Source organism: Streptomyces sp. NPDC045022 (assembly GCF_056432605.1).
Genome location: NZ_JBWKIR010000025.1, coordinates 41,000 through 60,725 on the forward strand (window position 1 = coordinate 41,000; position 19,726 = coordinate 60,725).

Here is a 19,726-nt window from a genome sequence, read left to right on the forward strand (position 1 = left end):
ACCGGACGCGGTTGATCAGCTCCTCTGTGCACAAAATGCCCACGTGCAGCTGCTGCCCATTCCTTGCCCCGCCCACCTCATTCCGGACGCCACCGGCACCGACGCCTTCCACGACGTGTACCGGACGGCCATGGCGCAGCAGGCCGTGTTCGTCGCCATCGAATCCGAAAGACGGCAGTGGTGGACCGTGAAGGCGGACACGCTCACTGCCGGCTCCGGCCACGCTGTCGACGATGCCGTGAACGACGCGGTCCGGGCCGCGATCACCTGCCTGGTCGAAAACCGTGAGGTCGACCTGGACGCCTACGCAGGACCGATCTACTTCATGATGCACGGCGTGCGGAGCGAAGACCGAGCCCGCGAACTCGCGGCTGCACTCCACGCCGCCCTATACGGAGACCTGGGACCCCTGGCCCGCGCTGTGCCTCCTGTCTCCTGACGGCCGACCGCGGCAGATCACGCTGAGGGGCCGCGCCGCGGCGGTCAGGACGCCGTGGACACAGCCGCGTCGAGGCCGCGAGCGGCGACGAGTTGGGCACTGCCGTCGGCCAGGCGGTAGCGCAGGCCCACCACGGCGGTCTGGCCGGCGGCGACCTTATCGGCGAGGACCCGGGAGCGGTCCAGCAGCAGGTCGGCGGTGTGCCTTATGTGCTCGGCGAGGATCTCCTCCGGCTCAACCCGTCCGGCGGCCCGGGCGGCCAGCACGCTGGGGGTCACCCGCTCGACGACGTCCCGGACGTACCCGGCCGGCGTCACGCCGTCCTCCAGCGCGGCGCACGCCGCGCCGACCGCGCCGCACGAGTCGTGCCCGAGGATCACGACCAGCGGGCAGCCCAGCACCTCCACGCCGAACTCGATGCTGCCCAGCACCTCCAGGCCCATGACGTGGCCAGCGGTGCGTACCACGAACAGGTCGCCCAGACCTCGGTCGAAGATGATCTCGGCGGCCAGCCGGGAGTCGGAACACCCGAACAGCACGGCGAAGGGCTGCTGGGACGGTGCGGTCTCGGCGCGGCGAGTGGCGTCCTGGTTCGGGTGCTCTGGGGTGCCGGTCACGAAGCGCTGGTTACCGGCCAGCAGCAGCTCGAAGGCGTCGCGGGGCGTCGGGGTCTTGATCTCGCTCATGTCGGCAGCCTACGAGTCGGCACCAACCGTCGCACCGCCTGGTCTCCTCGGTCACCGCCGGGTCGGCCGATGCTGACGGCTTGGGCATCCCCAGGCGCCGGGCCAGGGCGGCCTCGATGCGGTTCCTCAGCGCACGACGCAGTTGCTCGGCCGCATGCGGCCGGCCGACGACACACGCCGCCCGGCCACGATCGTCCGGAGCCCTCCGCTCGTCCTCCACACCTCACAACGAGCAAGGTATGGCGCGCGCTGTTCGGCCGAACGAGGGGCCGATCCCCGGCCACCGAGCCCAGAGAGAGTGGAGTTGGTGGAACAAGCAGTCCGGGGGCTGGTCGGGCGGTGAGTGCGGTCACTGTGCGGGGTCGGCGTCCGCTTCCTTGGGGGTCCGGCTGCTGAGATACGGGAACTACGCCTACTACGTCGACATCGTCCACTACATGGCCGACCTGCCCCTGTCACAGGTGTCCGGTGCTCGATGGCTCGACGGCGAACCAGCCATCCGTCAGCGGTGGCGCGCCCTGGTCGCCGCCCGCCGCAACCACCTGGGGCATCGACCAGCCGTGAGCCGCGCGTCGCCGTCTCGTTTTCCATACCCGCCCTGACAACCGTCTGCGGTCGGCGCCGGGAGACCCGCCAGGCCGAAGGTCAGGTCGGGTTCAGTGGAGTAATGCCGGTGCCCGCGTACAGCTCTGGTTCCAGCGACAGGACAGTGAGCGGTTCCCCCGCCTTCACCGCATGCCAGGCGATCGCTGCCGCATGCGCCACCGGCCAGTCGACATTTGTCCAGACCATCGCATCCACCGCGTGCGCCGCAGTGAACGGCACGCTCTCCGCGAACCGCAGGGACGCCGCGTGCTTGCCGGCACCGGCGACCTGCCGTTCGGCGGCCAGCATGGACAGCGACGGGATGATGACCCGGCCAGTACCGCGCGAGGCCTCGATGTAGAGGCCGGTAAAGAAGGGATCCGCGCGATACAGGGCGGCCAGAGCGGTGTGGTCGAGGACGGCCGTCAGGTTCATGCGGCGACGCCGCCCTGGTGGGCGCGGATCTTCGCCCAGGCGTCCTGGCCGGCCCGTTGGACCTGCTCGGTGTACTCGATGCCGAGCTCCTGTGCAGCCTCCCGGGCGCGCTGCTCCCGCTCTGCAGCCGTGAGCTCCCGGGTAGCAAGGTCCTCCAGCAGCTCCGTGATGGTGGTGCCGCGCTCCTCCGCGAGGATGCGCAGCCGGTCACGCACTTCCTCGCTGGTTTTGATGCTCGTCGGCTTGCTCATGGAGCCGATTCTACCGCCGGTAGACATGATGGGTTCATGTTTTGGAGTGCGCCGTCGGCGCGTCTGGCGGCCCATCGCAAGCGGCCCCGGATGGCGGGGCGGCCTCAAACCGGCATGGCTCCCCCACCGGCCCAGGCTCGGATGCCAAAGGCTGACCCCGCCATGCGGCCGATTCCAGTCACAACCCTGTTGCTTGGCCGAATCCAGTGTCATCCTGTGACCGCGGTGATCCTCTTCCTCCCCCAGGCGGAGGCCCCCGCCCCCTGGCCCCGTCCGTGCGCGCTGTCACCTGGGCGGGGCCGCGCCGTCCCTCCCGGCCTCCCCACGGGAGGGCCGACGGCTGCGCAGACCCCGCACCATGGGCGCCCCTCTACACGCCTGCCGCGCCGATGCGGCGTCTGGCCCGCTCGATCTGGCGCAGCAGCAGGTCCGCGAACTGGGTGATCTCTGCTGCCTCGAGCGGGTCATCGAAATCGACGGTGCGGTGGCTGGCGGGGTTCATTCTTGTAGGCGCCCATGGCGTCGGCGAACAGGTTGGTGGTGGCCGCCTGCTTCCCGCCCTCGGCTTGAGCGTCGGTCAGCGCGCCGCCGACCTTGCCGTTCTCATGAGCTCGGAACACCTCTCCCGGTGTTTCATCCCGGAATCGGATGTTTGTTCTATGGTGTCGGGTCGCGCCAGGAGATGGTGTTCTCGCCGGTGAGGCGGCGGGCCAGGAGGTTGGTCGAGGCGAGGTGGATCATTGCTTCGGAGCGTTCGGGGAGGGTCTCGTAGTGGCGGGCCAGGCGGCGGTGGAGCATGAGCCAGACGTAGGTCCGCTCGACCGCCCACCGCTTCGGAATCGGGGTGAAGCCCCCTGGTCCCGGGCTTGCGGGCGGTGATCTCCATGTCGATGCCGAGTGCGGCGGCGTGATCGGCGACGTGTTGTCGGTAGCCGCCGTCCACCCATACTTTGCGGACGCCGGGGTGGTCGGCGGCGACCTGGTCCCAAGAGCCGGGTGCCAACCACGGAGTCCTGCACACTTACCGCACCGACCAGCACCGCCATCAGGAGCCCGATCGTGTCGGTGACGATGCTCCGCTTCCTGCCCACGATCTTCTTTCCTGCGTCGACGCCCTGGCCGGAGGCGTGGACGCTGGTGGAGGTCTTGACGCTCTGGGCGTCGATCATGCAGGCCGACGGCTCGGCGTCACGCCCTTCCTTCTGCCGTAGCAGTCTCCTGAGCAGGCCGTTGAGCTGGGCGCACATGCCCTCGTCGGCCCATTTGGCGAAGTAGCCGTAGACCGTGTTCCAGTGCGGGAAGTCATGCGGGAGGTATCGCCACTGCACCCCGGTGCGGCCCACGTGCAAGATTGCGTTCATGATCTCGCGCAGGTCGTGCTCGGGCGGCCGGTCGAAGTCCAGGGCCCGGCCGCGGCGCTCGAACCGCCAGGCCGAGAGCACAGGCTCGATCAACTCCCAGCGGGCATCGGACAGGTCACTCGGATAAGGCCGTCGCGTCGGCATGCTTGCGGCGTACCGCCGCAGAGCGAGTGCGCCTCTACAGCGGTCACGCGGGAGCTACCCCCGCGGGCGCAGGGACGACGCCTCCATGTCGCTCTTGGCATAGGGGATCAGGGAGCTACCCCCGCGGACGCGGGGACGACTAGGCGTGGCGGGGGTCGATACCGGTGTCGGGCGAGCTACCCCCGCGGGCGCGGGGACGACCTGACGGCGGTCTGGACGTTGCGGCCCACCCGGGAGCTACCCCCGCGGGCGCGGGGACGATCCCGCAACCGCCCCTGACCTGCGGCGTTGCAGGGAGCTACCCCCGCGGGCGCGGGGACGACACGCGTGCGCGCGCGAGGGAGCGCTAATCGATCGAGCTACCCGCGCGGGCGCGGGGACGACCTTTTCCTCCTGCCGGATGTACAGCCAGTGCCACGAGCTACCCCCGCGGGCGCGGGGACGACTTGAGGCTCACCCACGGTGGCCGGATGATCGGGGAGCTACCCCCGCGGGCGCGGGGACGACTTGCGCACCGAGTTCTGGCGGGCCAGTTTGCCCGAGCTACCCCCGCGGGCGCGGGGACGACCTGCCCCCGCCCGAGGTCTTGGGGGCCGCGGTCGAGCTACCCTCGCGGGCGCGGGGACGACGAGGAGATCCGTCTCGCTGAGGTGGATCAGGAGGAGCTACCCCCGCGGGCGCGGGGACGACTGAACGTCTAGCCACGGGCTCCTCCGGAGGGTGGAGCTACCCCCGCGGGCGCGGGGACGACACTTCGTGACCTGCAGGGTTGTCAGCGGCTCACGCTATTTTGCTTTACCTCATTCGCGAGCCGCCACGGTTGTCCGCTCTGTCGTGGACGGGCTATGAGGGTCAGGCCGTCGAAGTCGACGGGGGTCCAGCGTTCGCGGCCAGCGGTGCGGGCTGACCATCCCTGTTCCGTGGCCGCGGGTTCGATCATGACGGCTTGCCCGTCGTGGATGCGTTCGGCGAGGAGGTTCCACAGGCGGTCGCGGATGCGGGGGTTGGGGTTCCCGACATAGACGCCTGCTGCCACTTCGACGAACCAGCGGGTGAGGTGTCCGCGGAGCCCGGGTGGGGCCGCGATGAGCACGACCACGGTCGTCCCTGCACTCACGGGGCAACCCCTCAGGAGTGGGGTCGGTGGGTTCCGGGATGACGTCGAGGTGATGGACGGCGCTCCAGTTACGGCCGCCGCTGACGACGGTGTCGCCATCATCCCAGAGGGCGCCAAGGTCCTCGTCCCGGAGGTCGCCGCCGTCGGGGACCAGGAGTTGCTTGATCTCAGCGACCATGCGAGGCAGGAGTTTGCCTCGCACGGCTGCGTCCCGCAGAGCCGTACGCGCGTCACGCTCTGAGGTGAGGTTCTGCGTGCAGAGGTCGAAGGCGAGGGGGATGGTGAACGGCGGCACGCAGCGCCGCTTCGACCCGGCGGTTGTTGGTCATGGATGCCGTGACGGCCGTCATCGCCAGGAGGAGGACGGCGGCGGCGTAGAGCGGGGTGCGGATGTCGTAGGTGGTGGCCAGCCAGCCGCCGAGGAAGGCCCCGATGGGGGCGGCGCACATCGCCAGCATGCGGGAGGTGGCGGCGACCCGGCCCATGAGGTGGGCCGGGACGATCGTCTGCCGGAGGGAGGGCCCGAGCACCATCGTGGCGCCCATGCCGGCCCCGCAGACGGCGAGCGCCAGCCCGGCCACGTACGGGTTCGGGGCAGCGGCAAGGCCCAGGATGGCAAGCCCTTCGACTGCGGCCGTGCAGGTCAGTGCGGTGCCGGTGCCGAGTCGTCGGCCAAGGTAGGAGGCGATGCCCGCACCGAGCAGGCCGCCGGTGGCCTCCGCCGTGAGGAGCAGGCCGAAGCCGTAGGTGTCGATGCCGAGGCGGTCGTGCGCGAAGAGGGCGAGTACGGTCTCCACAGCGAGGAAGGCGATGTTCCCGACCGCCGGGCGGAGCGCGAGCCCGAGCAGCAATCGGTCCCGGAAGACGTACGAGGCCCCGGCCCGCGCCTGCCGAAGCAGCGACTCGCGGATCTCCGGCACGGGCCGGGGCATGGCGGGAAGCGACCGTACGAGCAGTGCGGAGAGCATGAACGACACCGCGTCGGCGAGCAGCGGAACCGCCCGCCCGAGAGCGAGCAGCGCACTGCCCGCAGGCGGCCCCGCGAAGCCGGACATGGCGGTCTGGGCTCCGCGCAAGCGAGAGTTGGCCCGCTCCAGGAGTGCGGGGTCGCGGCCGAGCAGATCCGGCAGATAGGCCGTGGCGGCCGTGTCGAAGAAGAGTCCACCGAGGCCGAGCAGGAAGGCGACGGCCGCGAGTAGCGGAATGCTCAGCACGTCGAGCGCGGCCGCTGCCGCCGGTATCGCGAGCAGCACCGCACGCACCGCGTCCATGCCCCACATCGTGCGCCGGCGGTCCCAGCGGTCCACCAGCGCACCGCCGAGTACCCCGAAGAGCAGCCACGGCAGCGTCCCGGCGGCCGTGACGACGGCGAGCGCCATCGGATCCCGCGTCAACGTCAACGCGAGCAGCGGCAGCGCGGCATGCGACACACCGTCACCGAGCGAGGACACCGTCTGCGCAGTCCACAGCCGTCCGAACCCCGTCGGCAACTTCCGAACAGCTGAGGTCACTTGGCGCCCCCCTCGGCCTGCTCGCGCGGTGCCGGGTGGAAAAGTGCGAAGACGAGTGACGCGTCCGGCAGCGACGGATCGGACAGCTCCCGGTACTCGTCCGCCAGTGCCTGCAGCCGCGCCCCCAGCTGCGCGAACTGCTCCTCGGTGAGCCGCAGATGCGCCATCCGTACGTGCCGCTCGCCATCCACCGGCGACGCCTCCAGGTCCGCCACCGCATGCCGCATCAGCACATCCGGCCCTCCCTCGCCCGGATCCGGCAGCACGATCGCCCGCGCGGCCATCGCGTAGTACCGCTCGGTGACACCCCGCACCTTCCGCGTCCGTACCACCTTCACCAAGCCGGCCCGCTCCAGCAACCGCACGTGATAGCTGGAACTCCCCTTCGCAAGGCCCACCCGCTCGGCGATCTGCGTAATCGTCGCCGGCTCGAAGCGGAGCACGGCCATGATCCGGTGGCGCGTGAAATTGGAGACGGCGCGCAGCTGCTCGTCCGTGGTGACGTGAAACGTCTCGGGAAGATCATCGGTAGGCATGCGAGCAATGGTCAACGATTCTTGACCATTGAGCAAGGGGATTTCGCGCGGACCTCCGGAATCTGCTGTCCGGCGCGCGAGACCTTCTGTCAAAGCCCCCACCCGCTGCCGATCCGGGCACTGTGGCAGATCAGACCGAGATCAATCTCAGCGGCACTTCAGTTCCTTGACATGTCTCGGCAGAAATCGAACGACCGCTGGCCGTCGTGCCTCCCGAAGTGGTGACCATCTGCTGTCGGTTCTCGTGAACAAGGCCAGGGCCAGTGCCTGACACATATCAGCGGGTTGTTCAGGCACGTACGGCATGTTCGTGACGTAGGTGTCGACCCAGGCAGGCCTGGGACTTCCAACGCTTCACGGTGTGTTAATCGGCGGCATTTGACGTGGTCAATGTGGTCTGCGGTACGGCTTGCACGGTGAAGCACCGTCGCCCCCCCGCCACCGCCTCGCCTTGGCCGACAGGATCTGCGGCGACTTACGGCACGGCGGCCGGGCGGGAGTCAGCGACCCTCGCCCGGCCGTGGCAGTTTCAGCTTCAGCGGGCCGCAGCCGAGGCGGGCGGCTTCGGCCTCGACATAGCGGGGGAAGAGGGTGCGCAGGTCCGCGCTCGTCCCGTCCCCATTGGACTGTACGACGAATACCGTCTCGCCCGCCTGGCAACGGGCCTGGAAGATGCCGAGGTTTGGGCTGAGGCCGCCGTAGCCGGCGGCGGAGCGCACCCGGTCGCCCTCGTATAGCGCCATTCTTGTGAAGATCCCGGCCAGCCTCGGGTCCTCGACGGTCATCAGGCGCTGCTTCGGCTGTGAGCCGGTGATGTCCCGGTCGCAGGTGCGCACCGGGCCGGGCCCGTCGGTGATCATGGGGTACTGGTGCAGCTGGCGCTTCTTGCCCAGGGTCAGCCCTTTGATGCCGCAGAGCGCGTTCGGCTTCTCTGTGCGGGTGTAGCGGGCGGCCTTCGGCAGGCGGTCGACCGGATCGGCGATCGTGCCGGTGCAGCCCAGGTCCGCGCTGACCTTGTTGGCGAGCTTCACGACCATGTGGGCCATCCCGTCCCGCTCCTTGGTACGCGGCTCCATGTCGTTGATCCAGCTGCCCTGGGCGATGTCCACGACGGTCGGCCCGTCGAAGTCGCCGGGGCGCCCCAGGCAGCCGTCCGGAATGGCGAGCCAGGCGCGGCTGTCCGAGGCCATGCCCAGCAGGCCGCCGCCGAGCGGGGTGAGACGAGCGGAGAGGAACTCCTCGGCCCACTTGCCGTCGTCGCCATTGCGGTCGTCCAGCCGGTGCACCCGGGCGGTGAGCGCCCATGCGTCGCCGTCGCTGTTCGTCAACTGGCAACTGCCGGTCGGGCCGTCCATGGATCGCCCACCGTGCAGCACGGGAGCCTCGACCGACTTGACGTCCTCCGGCTTGCGGAAGGTTGCGGCGAGGTCGTCGCGGGACAGGGCGCCCCAGCACACCTCGTCCGGCGCGAACGGCCCGGCCTGCGTCTGCCAGGCCATGCCGCCGGCGCCGAGCAGCATCCCGGCGAGACCCGCGGCCAGCAGCGGCCGGACCCGGCCGCGCAGCGGCCTGCGCCAGTGCCACCGGCGCAGGCGCCGTTCGCTGAACAATTCCCGCTCGGCGGACAGGGGCTGCTCGCATCGGTTCGGCTCATCCGCAGTGCTGCTCACCGGCCGGCTCCCTTGGGGGCGATGGGGGCGCAGCCCAGGCGGGCCGCGACCGCGTTGGCGAAGACGGCGAGGTGGCCGGGGTCGGTGGACGCGCCCATCAAGAAGATGACGGGCCGGCCAGCGCAGTCGGCCCGTACGATCGCGTGCTCCTTGCCTAGGGTGCCCGTGCCGCGCCAGCCACGGGCCGCGGGCCGCTCGCCCGCGATGCCGTCGAACACCGCGGCCAGCCGGGGCTGCGCAACCATCGCCAGGTCCAGGTATGGCACGCCGTCGCGATCGCCACGGACACTGCACGTCTGCAGGTCGCGGGTGACCGCGCCGATCTGGTCCTCGATATCCTCCGTGTCGAGGCGCAGGCCGCGGATGCCGCAGACGTCGTCAGAGGTGCTGAAGACGCGCTCCTGCTTGCCCGGCAGGTCGTAGAGCGGCGAGCTGACCCTCAGCGGCTCGTGCGGCGCGCAACCGGCCGCCGCCATCCCTCGGTTGGCCGCCGCGACGAGCAGCACCGCCGCCTGCCGGGCGCCGCCCAGGTCGGCCGGATCGTTCTGGGTGTACGAGGGGCCGTTGGCATACGTGCCGGACGCGTGCATGGTGACGACGGTCGGCCGGCCGTCCTGCGTATCGCAGGACTTCGGGAGCACCAGCAGGCCACCGCGCCCGTTCACCGTGCCCGGCAGGCCGTCCGGGAGCGGGACCATGTCACCGCCCAGGAAACCGTCCTGGACCATCGCGAGCCGGGCCTCCGCGGCCTTGGGGACCGGGCCGTACTCGACGGACACCTTCTGGTCGGTGGTGACCTTGTCGCCGTCGTAACTGCTCTTGTAGTCGCTGGCGATGGCGACCTCGCAGCTGCCGGTCGGACGCTCGCGGGTAGGTGCCGTCTCCCTTCCGGTGCGTGACCCGTCGTCATCATCGCCGAAGGCCTCGTCGCCGAGGAAGTCCGGACCGCTGTCCTCTTCCCAGGCGCCCCAGCAGTAGCGGTCCTTCGGCCACGGCCACGTATCCGCCGCCCACGTACCGAGCCCGGTACCCGCAAGCACGAGCACCAGCGCGGACATCAGCAGTAACGGGCCGCGCCTGCTGTGCGACAGCGCCCGGCGCAACCAACCAGGCTCCGCGGGCGCCTCGTCTATCTCACTCACTCCGTGATCCCCTCCGGCGCAGAAGTGTATCCACCGTCATCACTCAGGAGCAGCCCGCTCCCGTACATGGGGATCTTGCCGTTCAGCAGGTAGTCGTCCGCGGCAGGCGCAACGCAGCTGGGGTGGTCGTACGGGCCGTGATCCTGGCCCATGTACGTCAGCTTCACCGTGGTCTTGCCGCCCAGTTGTTCCGCCGTGCCCGCAACCCCCTCGTACGGGGTCTCTCCGGGGCGCCGCGGATAACACGCCGTGAAGCGTTGAAAGTCGCAGGCAGGCGGCATCCCCGCAGACAGGTACGCGGCGGCACTGCCCACTCGGCTCGCCAGTTGCTGCTGGCCTTTCAACTCCGGCCTCTGCTGCCACCGCGCTCGGCAGCGGCGGCTCACACGGTAGAGGCGGCTGCCGGCGCCATCGAAGCCAGCCCCGGGCCAGCCGGCGCTCTCCAGGCAGCCCTCCTCGCCCAGCGCCTCGCCGACGGACTCCAGCGCCCACTTCCCGCCGCGGCCTGAACAGGCCCAGCCGGGCACCGGGCCGATGGCCATCGACTTGCCTCATGAGAGGGCTTTCCGGGCATCCCTCCACGCACCGGCATGGTTCATCCAGCGTTTCGAAGAAAGGAAAGTTCTACCTACCAGGCAGTAGGCCTCTAGGGTTCCGCCTAGCACACCAACTTGGTGGTCCCGGGTACTGGTCATGGTGTCCCCTCCCCCGTCGCGGCCGGCGACGGCATTCACCCTATTGCCCTGGTCAGGGCCGGTACAGACCTGCTCAGTGCCCGCCGCCACACCACTGTGGTTGCGTGCGGCCGCCAAGGAGACGAGAAAGGGACGTCGTTCGGCCAGGCGGGACACCGCGCCGGCCGGCAACAGCCGCTGTGCCACCGTGTGACACGTGGGGGGCACCGGCCGCAGGGCCAGCGGTCTGGGGTTACTGGATGCTGGACAGCGCCTCGCGGGCCGCGGCGGTGAACTTCTCCAGCCGACGGTGGAACTCGGCCTCCGCCACCTCGTACGCGGCCTGAGCGCCCTCGCCCGCTTGTTCCAGGGGGTGGAGCGCCCGGTTGGCGGTGATCACCGACTGGCTGAGCGCCTCGGCGGCCTCGGCCACACGCGCCGGACGTCGAGGTGTGGCAGACGTACCGCTGCGAGGTGCCGTTCGCGCTGCCGTACCGGCGGTACCGGCCGGAGACGATGGGCGACTCCTCCGGGTCGCCGCGCTCACCGTTCCGCTCCGATGGCTGCACCCCATGGACACGCCCGTCTCCGGCGGTCACCACGACGCCTCACTCCGGGGCTTCTGACCTGCCGAGCACCGGTCGGACTTCGGTGAGACAAACCCCCGGGTGGGAGCGGAGCGTGATGACCCGTGTCCCGTGCCACTGGATCTTGACCGTTTGCCATCGGACTTTGACGGACGCGAGTTTGTGTCATCGGAGTTTGATCACCGCAGGTGAGCGACTCAGCGCACCGAAGGTGCGCTGAGTCGCTCACCTGCACTTATGTGCAGTTCCTCGTAAACGTGTAGGTCAGAGCCTTGCGATCGTCATCCAGGCTGCTCGATTTGTGGGGACGGGGGGTCAGGAAGGCTTGACCGCCGAGACCGGGGTGACGGTCACCTTGTTGTCGCACTCGGCCCACACCCCGTCGTTCAGGGCGACCTGGTGCTTCCCGGAGTGCGGCAGCCCGATGACCATCGTCGGATACGTCACCGGGTCCTTGCCCGACACGCAGTAGCCGTCGGCCTCCCCCTGGACCTGGACGAAGGTCAGCTTCACCCACGCCTTGCCGTGCGGCCGGACTGTCACGGTGGCCGCCCCGCCGGTGGGGGTGACCTTGAGCGGGGTGTTGTGGGCGGGGGAGCCGTTGCCGGCGCCCGCGACCGTCGGATGGCCCTTCAGGACGCACGTCCTCCGGGAGACGTTGGTGAACTGCACGACCGCCGCCCCGGTCCCGGTCCCGACGGGCCGGTGGACGGCCTGCCAGGCGCTGACCTGGAGGGCGGAGGCCGGGCAGGCGGGCGGCGGGGTGGAGGTGGTGGTGCTCGCCGCCATGGCGGTGCCGGGCAGGATGCCGGTCACCGCCGCCGCGACGGCCGTGACCGCCGTCGTCGCCAGAGCCGCCCTGCGAATGCCGTTGCTGTGACGCATGCTGTCGTCCCCCTGAGTCGTCTCGTCCGCGGGTTTCGGTCGTCGGTTGTTGCCCCGCGGTACGCGTGGTCGTGGTACGTGAGTGCAGACAGGGCGGGAGAGCGGCAGGGTTCCGCGCGGCGACTACTCGTGACGGAACGGTGACGACAGGCTGCACCCGTGGAGATGGCCGTCAGGGCAGACCGAAGCACCTCCAGCGCGCCACGGGTTTTAACACGCCCCCGGCGCGCACCGAAGGTGCGCTGAGTCGCTGACCTGCGGTGATCAAACTCCGGTGACACAAACTCGCGTCCGTCAAAGTCCGATGGCAAACGGTCAAGATCCAGTGGCACGGGACAACCCGCGCCCGCCGCGAGCCTTCCTGTCACGCGTCACGCTGTCAGGCCGAACCGGCCTTGGAAGGGGGTGCAGGCCCGATCCACGCCCCAAGAAAGACATTAGCGGGCATTATTGCGGCTGCTGTCACGCTCTAACCGGTGGGGGTGACAGCACAGCCGGGGGTGCGTGGCAGCTCAGCCCGTCACGTTCGGTGAGCGTGGGAGGGGTCTGGCGCTGAGTGTCCTCTGCTACTGAACCCGGACCGATTGCCAGGGAAGTTGGACAACCACTACGTTCCTGCCACTGATGTTGGACCGAGGGGGCTGGGGGCAGGGCGGGGGCACCGGCTCTTGCGTACGGAGATGCCGCGCTATCGGCCTTTGAGCTGGACTTTTTTGAGTGGGACGTCGTCGACAACAGCCCTTGGGCCAGGGGTGGAGCACGCCGTTCGAGGCCGTGGAGCCGGTCCGGGACTTCCGCTGGGCCATGGGTGTCGAGAGGCGCGGGTTGGTACTACTGCGCCACGGCTCGGGACCACGTCGGCTACGAGTCGTGGCTGGAGCGGGAGCATCTGATCCTGCTGGACCGCGATCCGCAGGTGGTGGGGATCGCCTCGCAGCCGTTCTGGCTGCACTGGCACGACGGCACCCGAAAGCGCCGACGCACACCACGGCAACGTCACCGCCTGCGGCACCATCAAGATCGGGTGAACTGATACGGAGGCCCGTCACCACGGCCGTCTCCGGCAGGAAGAGGAGCAAGACCCGCCCTGACGGAAAGGATCCCGCCAGGGCATCGGCACAACAGCCTTCCCGACCGCTGTCACCCAGGGCCGCCGGGTGCTCGACCTGCATCGGTCAGATGTGAGAGTCGAGAAACGCGGTGAGCTGCACTTTCGACAGCGCTCCGACCTTCGTCCCCGCCGCAGCACCATTCTTGAAGAGGATCAGAGTAGGGACGCCTCGGACGGAGAGCTTCGCCGGCGTTTCCGGGTTTTGGTCCACGTCAAGCCTTGCGACCTGGAGCTTGTCACCGTAGTCCGCAGCCACCTCGTCGAGAAGCGGCGCGATCGTCTTGGAGGGCCCACTCCACTCTGCCCAGAAGTCCAGCAACACGGGCCGGTCCGCCTTGAGTACATCCTGGTCGAACGACACATCGGTCACATGCAAAACCTGCCCGGCCATCGGGTCTCCTCAGTGGCTGTCTACGGGATGCACAACGCCCAAGTACTGCTTTCAGTAGCGGCTTCTTCCTCAACGTTCCCGAAGGGACCGACCTCTTCGACTTCCGTAAGCGCCCCTCAGCATCGCGCCAGCTCTCCGAGGAGCTGGGGCGGGCCCATCCAGTTTCACTGGCAATCGATCCAACTTTGTTGTCAGAGGACACTGCGGTCGCCCTCGGTGGTCATGCCCGGAGCGGCGGCCAGACGTGCGGGCCTGTGCACTGCCCGCAGGCGGCGCAGTCGGCGCAGTCGGCGCACTCCATGCAGAACTGCTTCGGGACGCGCGGGCAGCCGCAGATCGGGTCGGGGTCGTCGTCGCCCTCGAACCAGGGCTCCCCGAGCGGCGGCGTGTAGTCGACGTGGACCTGGCCGTCGGCCGTCAGCTCTTCGTACCGGGTGCCGCAGCCCGTCGACTGCACCCATGTGGCGACCACGGGGCCGTCGGCGCTCACCGGGTGCTCCGGCCGCGGGCCTCGATCCACGCGGCGAGTGCGAGGACGGCGTCCGGGTCGGCCTGCGCCAGGCGCACCGCGTGGCCCGCGTCGAAGCCCTCCAGCGTCCCGGACCGCGCCCCATGGCCCGCAACAGCGCGCTGTGCGCCCGCACCGACGCGGGGACGGCGTTCGGGTCCCTCGGAGGGGTCATGCCGTGGCCCTCCAGGATGCGGAACATGTCGGAGAACTCGCCGTACTCGTTCAGGTAGTCGAGGGCGTTGCAGTCCTCAGGCTCGTGCAGCACGAGCGGGCCTTCGGCGCCGTAGTGCGCGCCGGTCGTACCGAGCAGGCCAGCCTTCTCCAGGGCCATCAGCATGTGGGCGCGTTCGGGCAGCCCGTTGGAGTGCAGCCACTCCTGCCGCTCCTGCTCCAGCTCCGGGTCCCGGAGTTCGGCTTCGGCTTCGGCGGCCGCCGCGGCTTCGGCGGCGGGCTCGTCCTGGACGACGGCGTCGGCCTTCGGGTCGTACATCCCGCCGGTGGTGGCGAGCAGCTGCGCGATGCGTTCCCACTCCGCGACTTCGGCGGGGCCGCGTTCGTCGTCGGCCAGGTCCTCGCGGTCGCGGTCGATGTGCTGCTGCAGCCGGGCTTCCTCGACCGCGGCCGCGGCCTCGATGGCGGTCATGCCGGTGGCGCGCCGGCGGACCCAGCTGCGGCCGACCTTCGCCCGGTCGACCGGCTGGCGGGGCGCGGCCGCGCCGGGCGCGGACACGCGGGGACGGCGGCGGGAGCGGGGCACTGATCACCGGTTGCCCATCACATCCACCCCTGCGGGTGACGCGCCCTGGTGGGTGCCGGCGCCCGGCCGCTACGTTCCCCAGGACCTGTTGATCGAGGGGGAGGGCCAAGGGATGAGCGAGCGCGGCGCGTTACGGGGTCTGCGGGTCTTGATGTGGGTGGTGATCGCCATCGAGGTGCCGGTGTACCTGGTGTGGCTGGTCCAGGTCGGCTACCTGACCGGGCAGGAGCTGCCCCGCGGTGACGTCGCGCGGTGGGCGCCGCCCGTGCTGCTGCCGCCGGCGGCTGTGCTGTTCTGCGTGATGGCGGGCTGGACGTGGTGGCTGAGCGTGGTGGCCCGCACCCGTTCCCCGCTGCGGGAGGGGTGGATCGTCGCCTCGTTGGTGTTCGTCGCGGTCAGCTCGGTGTTCTGCGGGGTGGTCTCGGTCGACGACCCGTCGGTGTCGGTGGGCCTGTTGAGTGTCGCCGTGACCGGGCTCGGCATGATTGGGCTGTTCTTCATCCCGGCCGCCGCCTCCCGCCAGCTGCCGGACGTCATCCGCCGGCGCGCAGCCGAGCGGCGTGCCGGTGCGGGCCCGGCCGGGCTGGACGACGCCTGATTGCCCGGACCGGCGCGCGCGGGGGATGCTGCGCGTCCGACAGCGAAGGGGCGAGCGTGTCCGAGTACGACGAAGAGGCTGCTGGCGAAGCGCTCAGGAAGGCTGCTGAGCTGTTGCCGGACGACGGCACGGGCGACGGAGCCGAGGCGGCGCAGCAGGCTGTCCAGGAGGCTCTCCACGCGCTTCCCGGCACGCCGGAGCCGGGCTGGACGCCCGAGCAGGAGAAGCAGATCCAGGCGATGGTGCACGAGCTGCGCACGGTCCGGCAGATGGACCGGCCCGGCGCCGGCCTGCTTCGTCGGCGCCGCCAGGAGCAGGCGCGCAAGCGCTACGTCGCTCTGGCCATGTTCAGCGACCCGCAGCTGGTGGACGAGGCCGAGCTGCGCATGTGGAAGCAGAACATGACGGTGGCCGTCCTGCTGGAGTTCGCGGTCAGCGACATGCGCCGCGACGACGTGCAGTCGGCGGTGACCCGTCTGGAGATCGTGCACGCCGCCACCTACGCGGACCTCACGGAGTTCAAGCAGAAGATGGCCGACGGGGAGCAGGACGACCCCGCCAGCCCGTGACCGCACAGCGGTTCGCCGCGTTGGACACGGCAGCGCGTGCATGAACATCCGACCCCCCGCGGATACGCGTGTGAGGCCCCGCACCGGCGCAGCAGCGCAGGGCGGGGCTTCACGGCGTCCAGGCGCGGCCCCTGCTCTTGATCGGCAACGGGAGGGTGCGGGTTGTGCGTCAGGTGCGCAACGGCCCGGACGCCCGGGCCAGCGTGCGGTCAGCCTGCGGGCATGGACAAGTTGATCGAGCTGGCCAGCACGCTCGTCTCCGGGGCGGTCATCGCCGTTCTTGCGGCGTGGCTGACCAACCGCGCCCGCAACCACCAGGAGCAGCAGGCCGAGATCGGGGCACTGCGGGTGCAGGCGGATGCGATGACGGTGGCGGTGATGGAACTGCAGGGCGCGGCCGCCGCCAACCGGCTGCTGTGGGAGGGGCCGGCCGAGCGCGGCCGGACGTTCCTGCTGACAGCGCTCGCCTTCGCCGGTGGCGCCGCCCGCGCCCGGATCGCCGGCGGCACCGACGTGCAGAGCGGGCTCGTGGGCTTCGGGCGTGCAGCCGAGCTGCTGAGCCGGGAGCGGGTGGCGAGCAAGCAGACCGTGGCCGCCGTGCGCGAGCCACTCACCCGGGCCGCCACCGCCGCCGCCCCGCTCATGCGCTGCTCCCACCCGACCGTCGTCACCACCACCGAGCAGCTGCTGAATGCCCTGTCCGACGTGGAGGACACCGCGCGCCTGGAGGCCGCCCTCGAGGCGTTCGGCCGGGCCGTCAACGCCGTCACTGCGCCACGGCTGTCCTGGTGGGCACGGCGGCGTGCCGGCCGGGCTGGGTGACCTCTGCTGGTAGGCCGTCCAGCACCGGTAGGTCGGCCAGCTTCACGGCGGCGGGACTGCGCACCAGCGGCACCCACGGCCCTGCCTGACAGCGGACAGGCGGAACCGGCCGACCAGGCCGCAGGTCACACACTGAGCCGCCCATGGTGCGGTGGCAGAGGAAGGTCACGAAGTGGATCACGACCGTGATGATGACGGCCTCGGGGAGGTTCGGTCGCGGCCTCGGGCCGACGACGGTGCTCAACATGTAAGGCTCCTGCACTATTTGTTCGTGGCCGTTCATGACGGCAGGGTGGTTCGGGTTCCAACAAGGTTGTGCCGCTGGGCGGTTGATCGCCGGTCGCGGTGACGGAAATGCTGCCACCCCGTGACCACACGTCACGACCGATCGTGTGTTTTCATTCAGACTCATCTCACCCACGGATTTGGTGGCCCATCGGCATATGCGCGGGCCTTAGGTCGAATCGGATAGGATCCTTGGCCAAAGGATCGGAACGCTCCGTGACGAAGAAGGCGCCGACCAGGGTGGTTACAGGTTCGCTCGCCAGTACTAATCCGGGAGCGCGCCACAGTTGTGCGGATGATCATGTAAACACCCAGACGTAAACCAGTTTGGGTTGCCCGGAAGCTTCAACGCTGCGAGCATCCCGCTACGCCCCTGCACCACGTGGTTCCAACAAGGTTGATCAGGGACATCGTGCGGGCCCTGGTTGGCTCCGGGTCCGCAGCAACGAGCCGACAGCACATGCTGTCGGCTCGTCCGCGTTCTCCGGCCCCCGGCTGTGCCGGCCGGTCAGCCCAGCTGAGCGCAGCGGCCCTTCCTCGTCCCCCCGGCGGCTTCGCTGCTGTGCGGAAGCGCGATGGGGGTGGCCAAGGTCGGTCACTGCCCTGTCAGTTACGCAGCGTCGAAGCAGGCTGTTTGGCACCACGTCGGCGCGCTACCTGACGCCGACGGCCAGTTCAGCGCGCGCTCCGAAATTCCCGTCCGACAGGTGGCGCAGCGATCGGACGGGCTCAGCAGACGCGAGACGGGACTACGATCACTGGCGATGTCCAGTCACGTATGACGTTGAAGGGACGCTCATGGCAGAGCTCGTACATAAGCAACACATCGATGCGGATGTGGGATACAACGCCTTTGGGCTGCAGGAGTCCGACGACGCGGACCTGCCGGTCCCGTTTCCTGACGGCTTTGACTACGACACCTTCCTCAGCACTCATCCTGGACGGCTGGACATCACCAGCGGCGGCCACACGCACACCGCCGCCGTCACCGTTGAAGTGTGGAACGACCCGCCGCCCGCACAGGACCGGTCCGGATGGGATGAACAGGCCGAGGCCGCCTTCGAATCGGCCAGCGGCCAGGTGGCGGTGTGGTCCATGAGCCTGGGCCGCACCGACGACCTCATCACGCTGGCTGATTCAGGGGGCAGGTGGCGTGTCCGGGTCAGCTGTGCGGGCCGGGCTGAGGCCGCAGCCCTGTCTGAGGGCGAGGGCAGCGGCACAGGAGTCGAGCGGTATCTGATCCAGTTCTGGCCCAGCGGATCCTGACCAGGCCGCGGCGGGGGCAGGGCAGGGCCAAGTTCCGGCTGCACTCCCGCCGCGGCATGCGTCGGGTCAGGTTACGATCTTCACGAGGAAGGCATCGTTATCGTTGGATCCGTCGATGATGCGGTTGTTGGCGTAGAAGCCCTGCAGGAGGTTCCCGCCAGCCCGGTTGTCGTCCTTTGGGATCGGCTTCACGGAGAAGTTGAATTTCCTGACGTCCGAATCGTAGTCGGCTTCCGCGGCCCCCTCATAGGTGGTCGCGAACGGGTACTCGTCGCATTCCTTTCCCCCGGTTGTGTAGTCAGCACCCCAGTACCGCTTGCACTGCTTGACCGCCGCCTTGCGGTTGTTGTCCCTGCGGCTGGCACTTACCGTCCGGTGCAGCGGGTCGTTCACTTTCAGGCCGGACACCTTCTTCGCCGACATGTACGGTTTCGTACTCTCCGGGTGGAAGAACGCATCCCTGATGTGCGCGGCCTCGGCCCGCTCCTCGGCCCCCTGCTTTGCGCTCAGAACAAGCGTCGTGACGTAGCTGAAGGTTGCCGCGCCCTTCTTCGCTGGATTGCCGCCTCCCGTGGAGTTAGCCAGGTACGACGCGGCATCCCATCGCGGCGCGAGCATGAAGAGCTTTCCGCCCGTGTCCCCGCTCAACGTCCACGGGGCCGGAGGCGTGTAGCTGATGGTCGGCTCGTAGACTGCGAAGAGCAGGTCGGTGGTGCCGTTGCTGCCCTGCCCGGGCTTGGCGTTCACCGTCTGGTGGAACGTGCGCAGCGCCTTCAGTTCCGTGAAGGTCTTCGTGCCCGGCAGGTTCCCGCCGCGGGTGTAGCGCGCGCCGGCGGGCCAGCTCTGCGGGATGTTGCCCTTTGTTGTGATCGGCATGGTGGCGGCGCCTGTCGTGCCGGTCGTCGCGAAGTCGGTGAAGTAGTACTGAAAGTCGATCGTGCGGCTGTTCTTCGCGATCGTGCCGACCACACGGACGTTGAACTTGCTCTCGCCGACAACCTGCCTTTGACGCACCCAGGTCTGTAAGAACGACGCCCCATCGCACACCGCGAACCGGGACTTCACGAAAAACTTATTGTCGCTGCCCAGCCCCTTCTTGCACTCCTCGAATGTCATCGTCCGAGCCGGCTGCGGGGCCGTGGCCCCGGCACCTACCGACGCCCCCGCGTTCAAGGACGGTGCCGTGTCCGAGGTCCTGCGGGAGACCGGTGTGTACGAGGCGGCCGGGCCCACCGTCTCCCGCGCAAGCCCCACCCCCGGCTCCGCTTGTGCGGCCAAATCCCTCAGCCGTTGTACGCCCTGTCCGCTCTGCAACTCCTTCAAGGACGGCGTGGCAGCACCGACCGGAAGGACATACGACTCCACTTTCAGATCATCTCGGCCGTCCGCATTT

At 69.4% G+C, this 19,726-nt stretch carries 22 protein-coding genes, 1 pseudogene and 1 CRISPR repeat array; of the genes and pseudogenes, 7 read left to right on the plus strand and 16 right to left on the minus strand.

Features of this window, described 5'->3' with window-relative positions; all coding sequences use genetic code 11:
• Nucleotides 1-43: 43 nt before the first annotated feature.
• Entirely contained in the window at nt 44-439 is a 396-nt protein-coding gene (locus tag AC07C1_RS32355) for a hypothetical protein (protein ID WP_478944807.1), read from the plus strand.
• Nucleotides 440-483: 44 nt separating this feature from the next.
• On the opposite strand, the gene AC07C1_RS32360 is transcribed toward AC07C1_RS32355, so the two are convergent.
• From AC07C1_RS32360 to cas2e, 6 genes and pseudogenes are all read right to left on the minus strand, one after another.
• Nucleotides 484-1,125 (minus strand): carbonic anhydrase, encoded by a 642-nt coding sequence (locus AC07C1_RS32360; protein WP_478944809.1) that lies wholly within the window; start codon nt 1,123-1,125, stop codon nt 484-486.
• A gap of 645 nt (nt 1,126-1,770) precedes the next feature.
• Nucleotides 1,771-2,145 carry a PIN domain-containing protein gene (locus tag AC07C1_RS32365; RefSeq protein ID WP_478944812.1) on the minus strand — a complete coding sequence of 125 codons (375 nt, stop codon included), beginning with the start codon at nt 2,143-2,145 and terminating at the stop codon, nt 1,771-1,773.
• The gene (locus AC07C1_RS32370) at nt 2,142-2,396 is read right to left on the minus strand and encodes a hypothetical protein (protein ID WP_478944814.1); all 255 of its coding nucleotides are present in this window, start codon (nt 2,394-2,396) and stop codon (nt 2,142-2,144) included. Before AC07C1_RS32370 ends, AC07C1_RS32365 begins: the two co-directional genes overlap by 4 nt.
• 370 nt (nt 2,397-2,766) lie before the next feature.
• The gene (locus AC07C1_RS32375; RefSeq protein WP_478944816.1) at nt 2,767-2,898 is read right to left on the minus strand and encodes a hypothetical protein; all 132 of its coding nucleotides are present in this window, start codon (nt 2,896-2,898) and stop codon (nt 2,767-2,769) included.
• Between the two features lie 155 nt (nt 2,899-3,053).
• Nucleotides 3,054-3,901 (minus strand): annotated as a pseudogene (locus tag AC07C1_RS32380) (IS5 family transposase).
• Between the two features lie 51 nt (nt 3,902-3,952).
• A CRISPR array of direct repeats spans nt 3,953-4,651; the repeat unit is 27 nt; unit sequence GAGCTACCCCCGCGGGCGCGGGGACGA.
• Nucleotides 4,652-4,673: 22 nt separating this feature from the next.
• Nucleotides 4,674-5,000 (minus strand): type I-E CRISPR-associated endoribonuclease Cas2e, encoded by a 327-nt coding sequence (cas2e, locus tag AC07C1_RS32385; RefSeq protein ID WP_478944818.1) that lies wholly within the window; start codon nt 4,998-5,000, stop codon nt 4,674-4,676.
• Between cas2e and AC07C1_RS32390 the strand changes: the two genes are divergently transcribed.
• Nucleotides 4,987-5,259, plus strand: a complete 273-nt coding sequence (locus AC07C1_RS32390) for a hypothetical protein (protein WP_478944820.1) — start codon at nt 4,987-4,989, stop codon at nt 5,257-5,259. The genes cas2e and AC07C1_RS32390 overlap by 14 nt on opposite strands.
• Here the strand turns inward: AC07C1_RS32390 and AC07C1_RS32395 are convergent.
• From AC07C1_RS32395 to AC07C1_RS32425, 7 genes are all read right to left on the minus strand, one after another.
• Entirely contained in the window at nt 5,249-6,529 is a 1,281-nt protein-coding gene (locus tag AC07C1_RS32395; RefSeq protein ID WP_478944822.1) for an MFS transporter, read from the minus strand. The genes AC07C1_RS32390 and AC07C1_RS32395 overlap by 11 nt on opposite strands.
• On the minus strand, nt 6,526-7,065 hold the full coding sequence (locus tag AC07C1_RS32400) for an ArsR/SmtB family transcription factor (protein WP_478944824.1): 540 nt from the start codon (nt 7,063-7,065) through the stop codon (nt 6,526-6,528). The genes AC07C1_RS32395 and AC07C1_RS32400 overlap by 4 nt, the downstream gene beginning before the upstream one ends.
• Nucleotides 7,066-7,565: 500 nt before the next feature.
• Entirely contained in the window at nt 7,566-8,735 is a 1,170-nt protein-coding gene (locus AC07C1_RS32405) for a hypothetical protein (RefSeq protein ID WP_478944826.1), read from the minus strand.
• Nucleotides 8,732-9,877 carry a hypothetical protein gene (locus tag AC07C1_RS32410; protein WP_478944828.1) on the minus strand — a complete coding sequence of 382 codons (1,146 nt, stop codon included), beginning with the start codon at nt 9,875-9,877 and terminating at the stop codon, nt 8,732-8,734. Before AC07C1_RS32410 ends, AC07C1_RS32405 begins: the two co-directional genes overlap by 4 nt.
• On the minus strand, nt 9,874-10,419 hold the full coding sequence (locus AC07C1_RS32415; protein ID WP_478944830.1) for an alpha/beta hydrolase: 546 nt from the start codon (nt 10,417-10,419) through the stop codon (nt 9,874-9,876). The genes AC07C1_RS32410 and AC07C1_RS32415 overlap by 4 nt, the downstream gene beginning before the upstream one ends.
• Before the next feature lie 385 nt (nt 10,420-10,804).
• A complete protein-coding gene (locus tag AC07C1_RS32420; protein ID WP_478944832.1) occupies nt 10,805-10,984 on the minus strand; it encodes a hypothetical protein in 180 nt (59 codons plus the stop codon).
• A 469-nt stretch (nt 10,985-11,453) separates the two neighbouring features.
• The gene (locus AC07C1_RS32425; protein WP_478944834.1) at nt 11,454-12,023 is read right to left on the minus strand and encodes a DUF4232 domain-containing protein; all 570 of its coding nucleotides are present in this window, start codon (nt 12,021-12,023) and stop codon (nt 11,454-11,456) included.
• An 808-nt stretch (nt 12,024-12,831) separates the two neighbouring features.
• Between AC07C1_RS32425 and AC07C1_RS32430 the strand changes: the two genes are divergently transcribed.
• Nucleotides 12,832-13,056, plus strand: a complete 225-nt coding sequence (locus AC07C1_RS32430; RefSeq protein ID WP_478944836.1) for a hypothetical protein — start codon at nt 12,832-12,834, stop codon at nt 13,054-13,056.
• A 142-nt stretch (nt 13,057-13,198) separates the two neighbouring features.
• Here AC07C1_RS32430 and trxA read toward each other — a convergent pair whose 3' ends face one another.
• Together trxA and AC07C1_RS32440 are read right to left on the minus strand one after the other, a co-directional pair.
• Nucleotides 13,199-13,525 (minus strand): thioredoxin TrxA, encoded by a 327-nt coding sequence (trxA, locus tag AC07C1_RS32435; protein WP_478944838.1) that lies wholly within the window; start codon nt 13,523-13,525, stop codon nt 13,199-13,201.
• Nucleotides 13,526-13,716: 191 nt separating this feature from the next.
• Nucleotides 13,717-14,766, minus strand: a complete 1,050-nt coding sequence (locus AC07C1_RS32440) for a hypothetical protein (RefSeq protein ID WP_478944840.1) — start codon at nt 14,764-14,766, stop codon at nt 13,717-13,719.
• A 139-nt stretch (nt 14,767-14,905) separates the two neighbouring features.
• Between AC07C1_RS32440 and AC07C1_RS32445 the strand changes: the two genes are divergently transcribed.
• The 4 genes from AC07C1_RS32445 to AC07C1_RS32460 all read left to right on the plus strand — a co-directional run bounded on the left by AC07C1_RS32445 (nt 14,906) and on the right by AC07C1_RS32460 (nt 18,333).
• Nucleotides 14,906-15,391, plus strand: coding sequence for a hypothetical protein (locus AC07C1_RS32445; protein WP_478944842.1), 486 nt, complete (start codon nt 14,906-14,908; stop codon nt 15,389-15,391).
• A 56-nt stretch (nt 15,392-15,447) separates the two neighbouring features.
• Complete coding sequence (locus AC07C1_RS32450) at nt 15,448-15,960, plus strand: hypothetical protein (protein WP_478944844.1); 513 nt, start codon at nt 15,448-15,450, stop codon at nt 15,958-15,960.
• Between the two features lie 222 nt (nt 15,961-16,182).
• Complete coding sequence (locus AC07C1_RS32455; RefSeq protein ID WP_478944846.1) at nt 16,183-16,782, plus strand: hypothetical protein; 600 nt, start codon at nt 16,183-16,185, stop codon at nt 16,780-16,782.
• Nucleotides 16,783-17,865: 1,083 nt separating this feature from the next.
• The gene (locus tag AC07C1_RS32460) at nt 17,866-18,333 is read left to right on the plus strand and encodes a hypothetical protein (RefSeq protein WP_478944848.1); all 468 of its coding nucleotides are present in this window, start codon (nt 17,866-17,868) and stop codon (nt 18,331-18,333) included.
• Between the two features lie 66 nt (nt 18,334-18,399).
• Here the strand turns inward: AC07C1_RS32460 and AC07C1_RS32465 are convergent, their stop codons facing one another.
• Nucleotides 18,400-19,449 carry a NucA/NucB deoxyribonuclease domain-containing protein gene (locus AC07C1_RS32465; RefSeq protein WP_478944850.1) on the minus strand — a complete coding sequence of 350 codons (1,050 nt, stop codon included), beginning with the start codon at nt 19,447-19,449 and terminating at the stop codon, nt 18,400-18,402.
• Between the last annotated feature and the right edge of the window lie 277 nt (nt 19,450-19,726).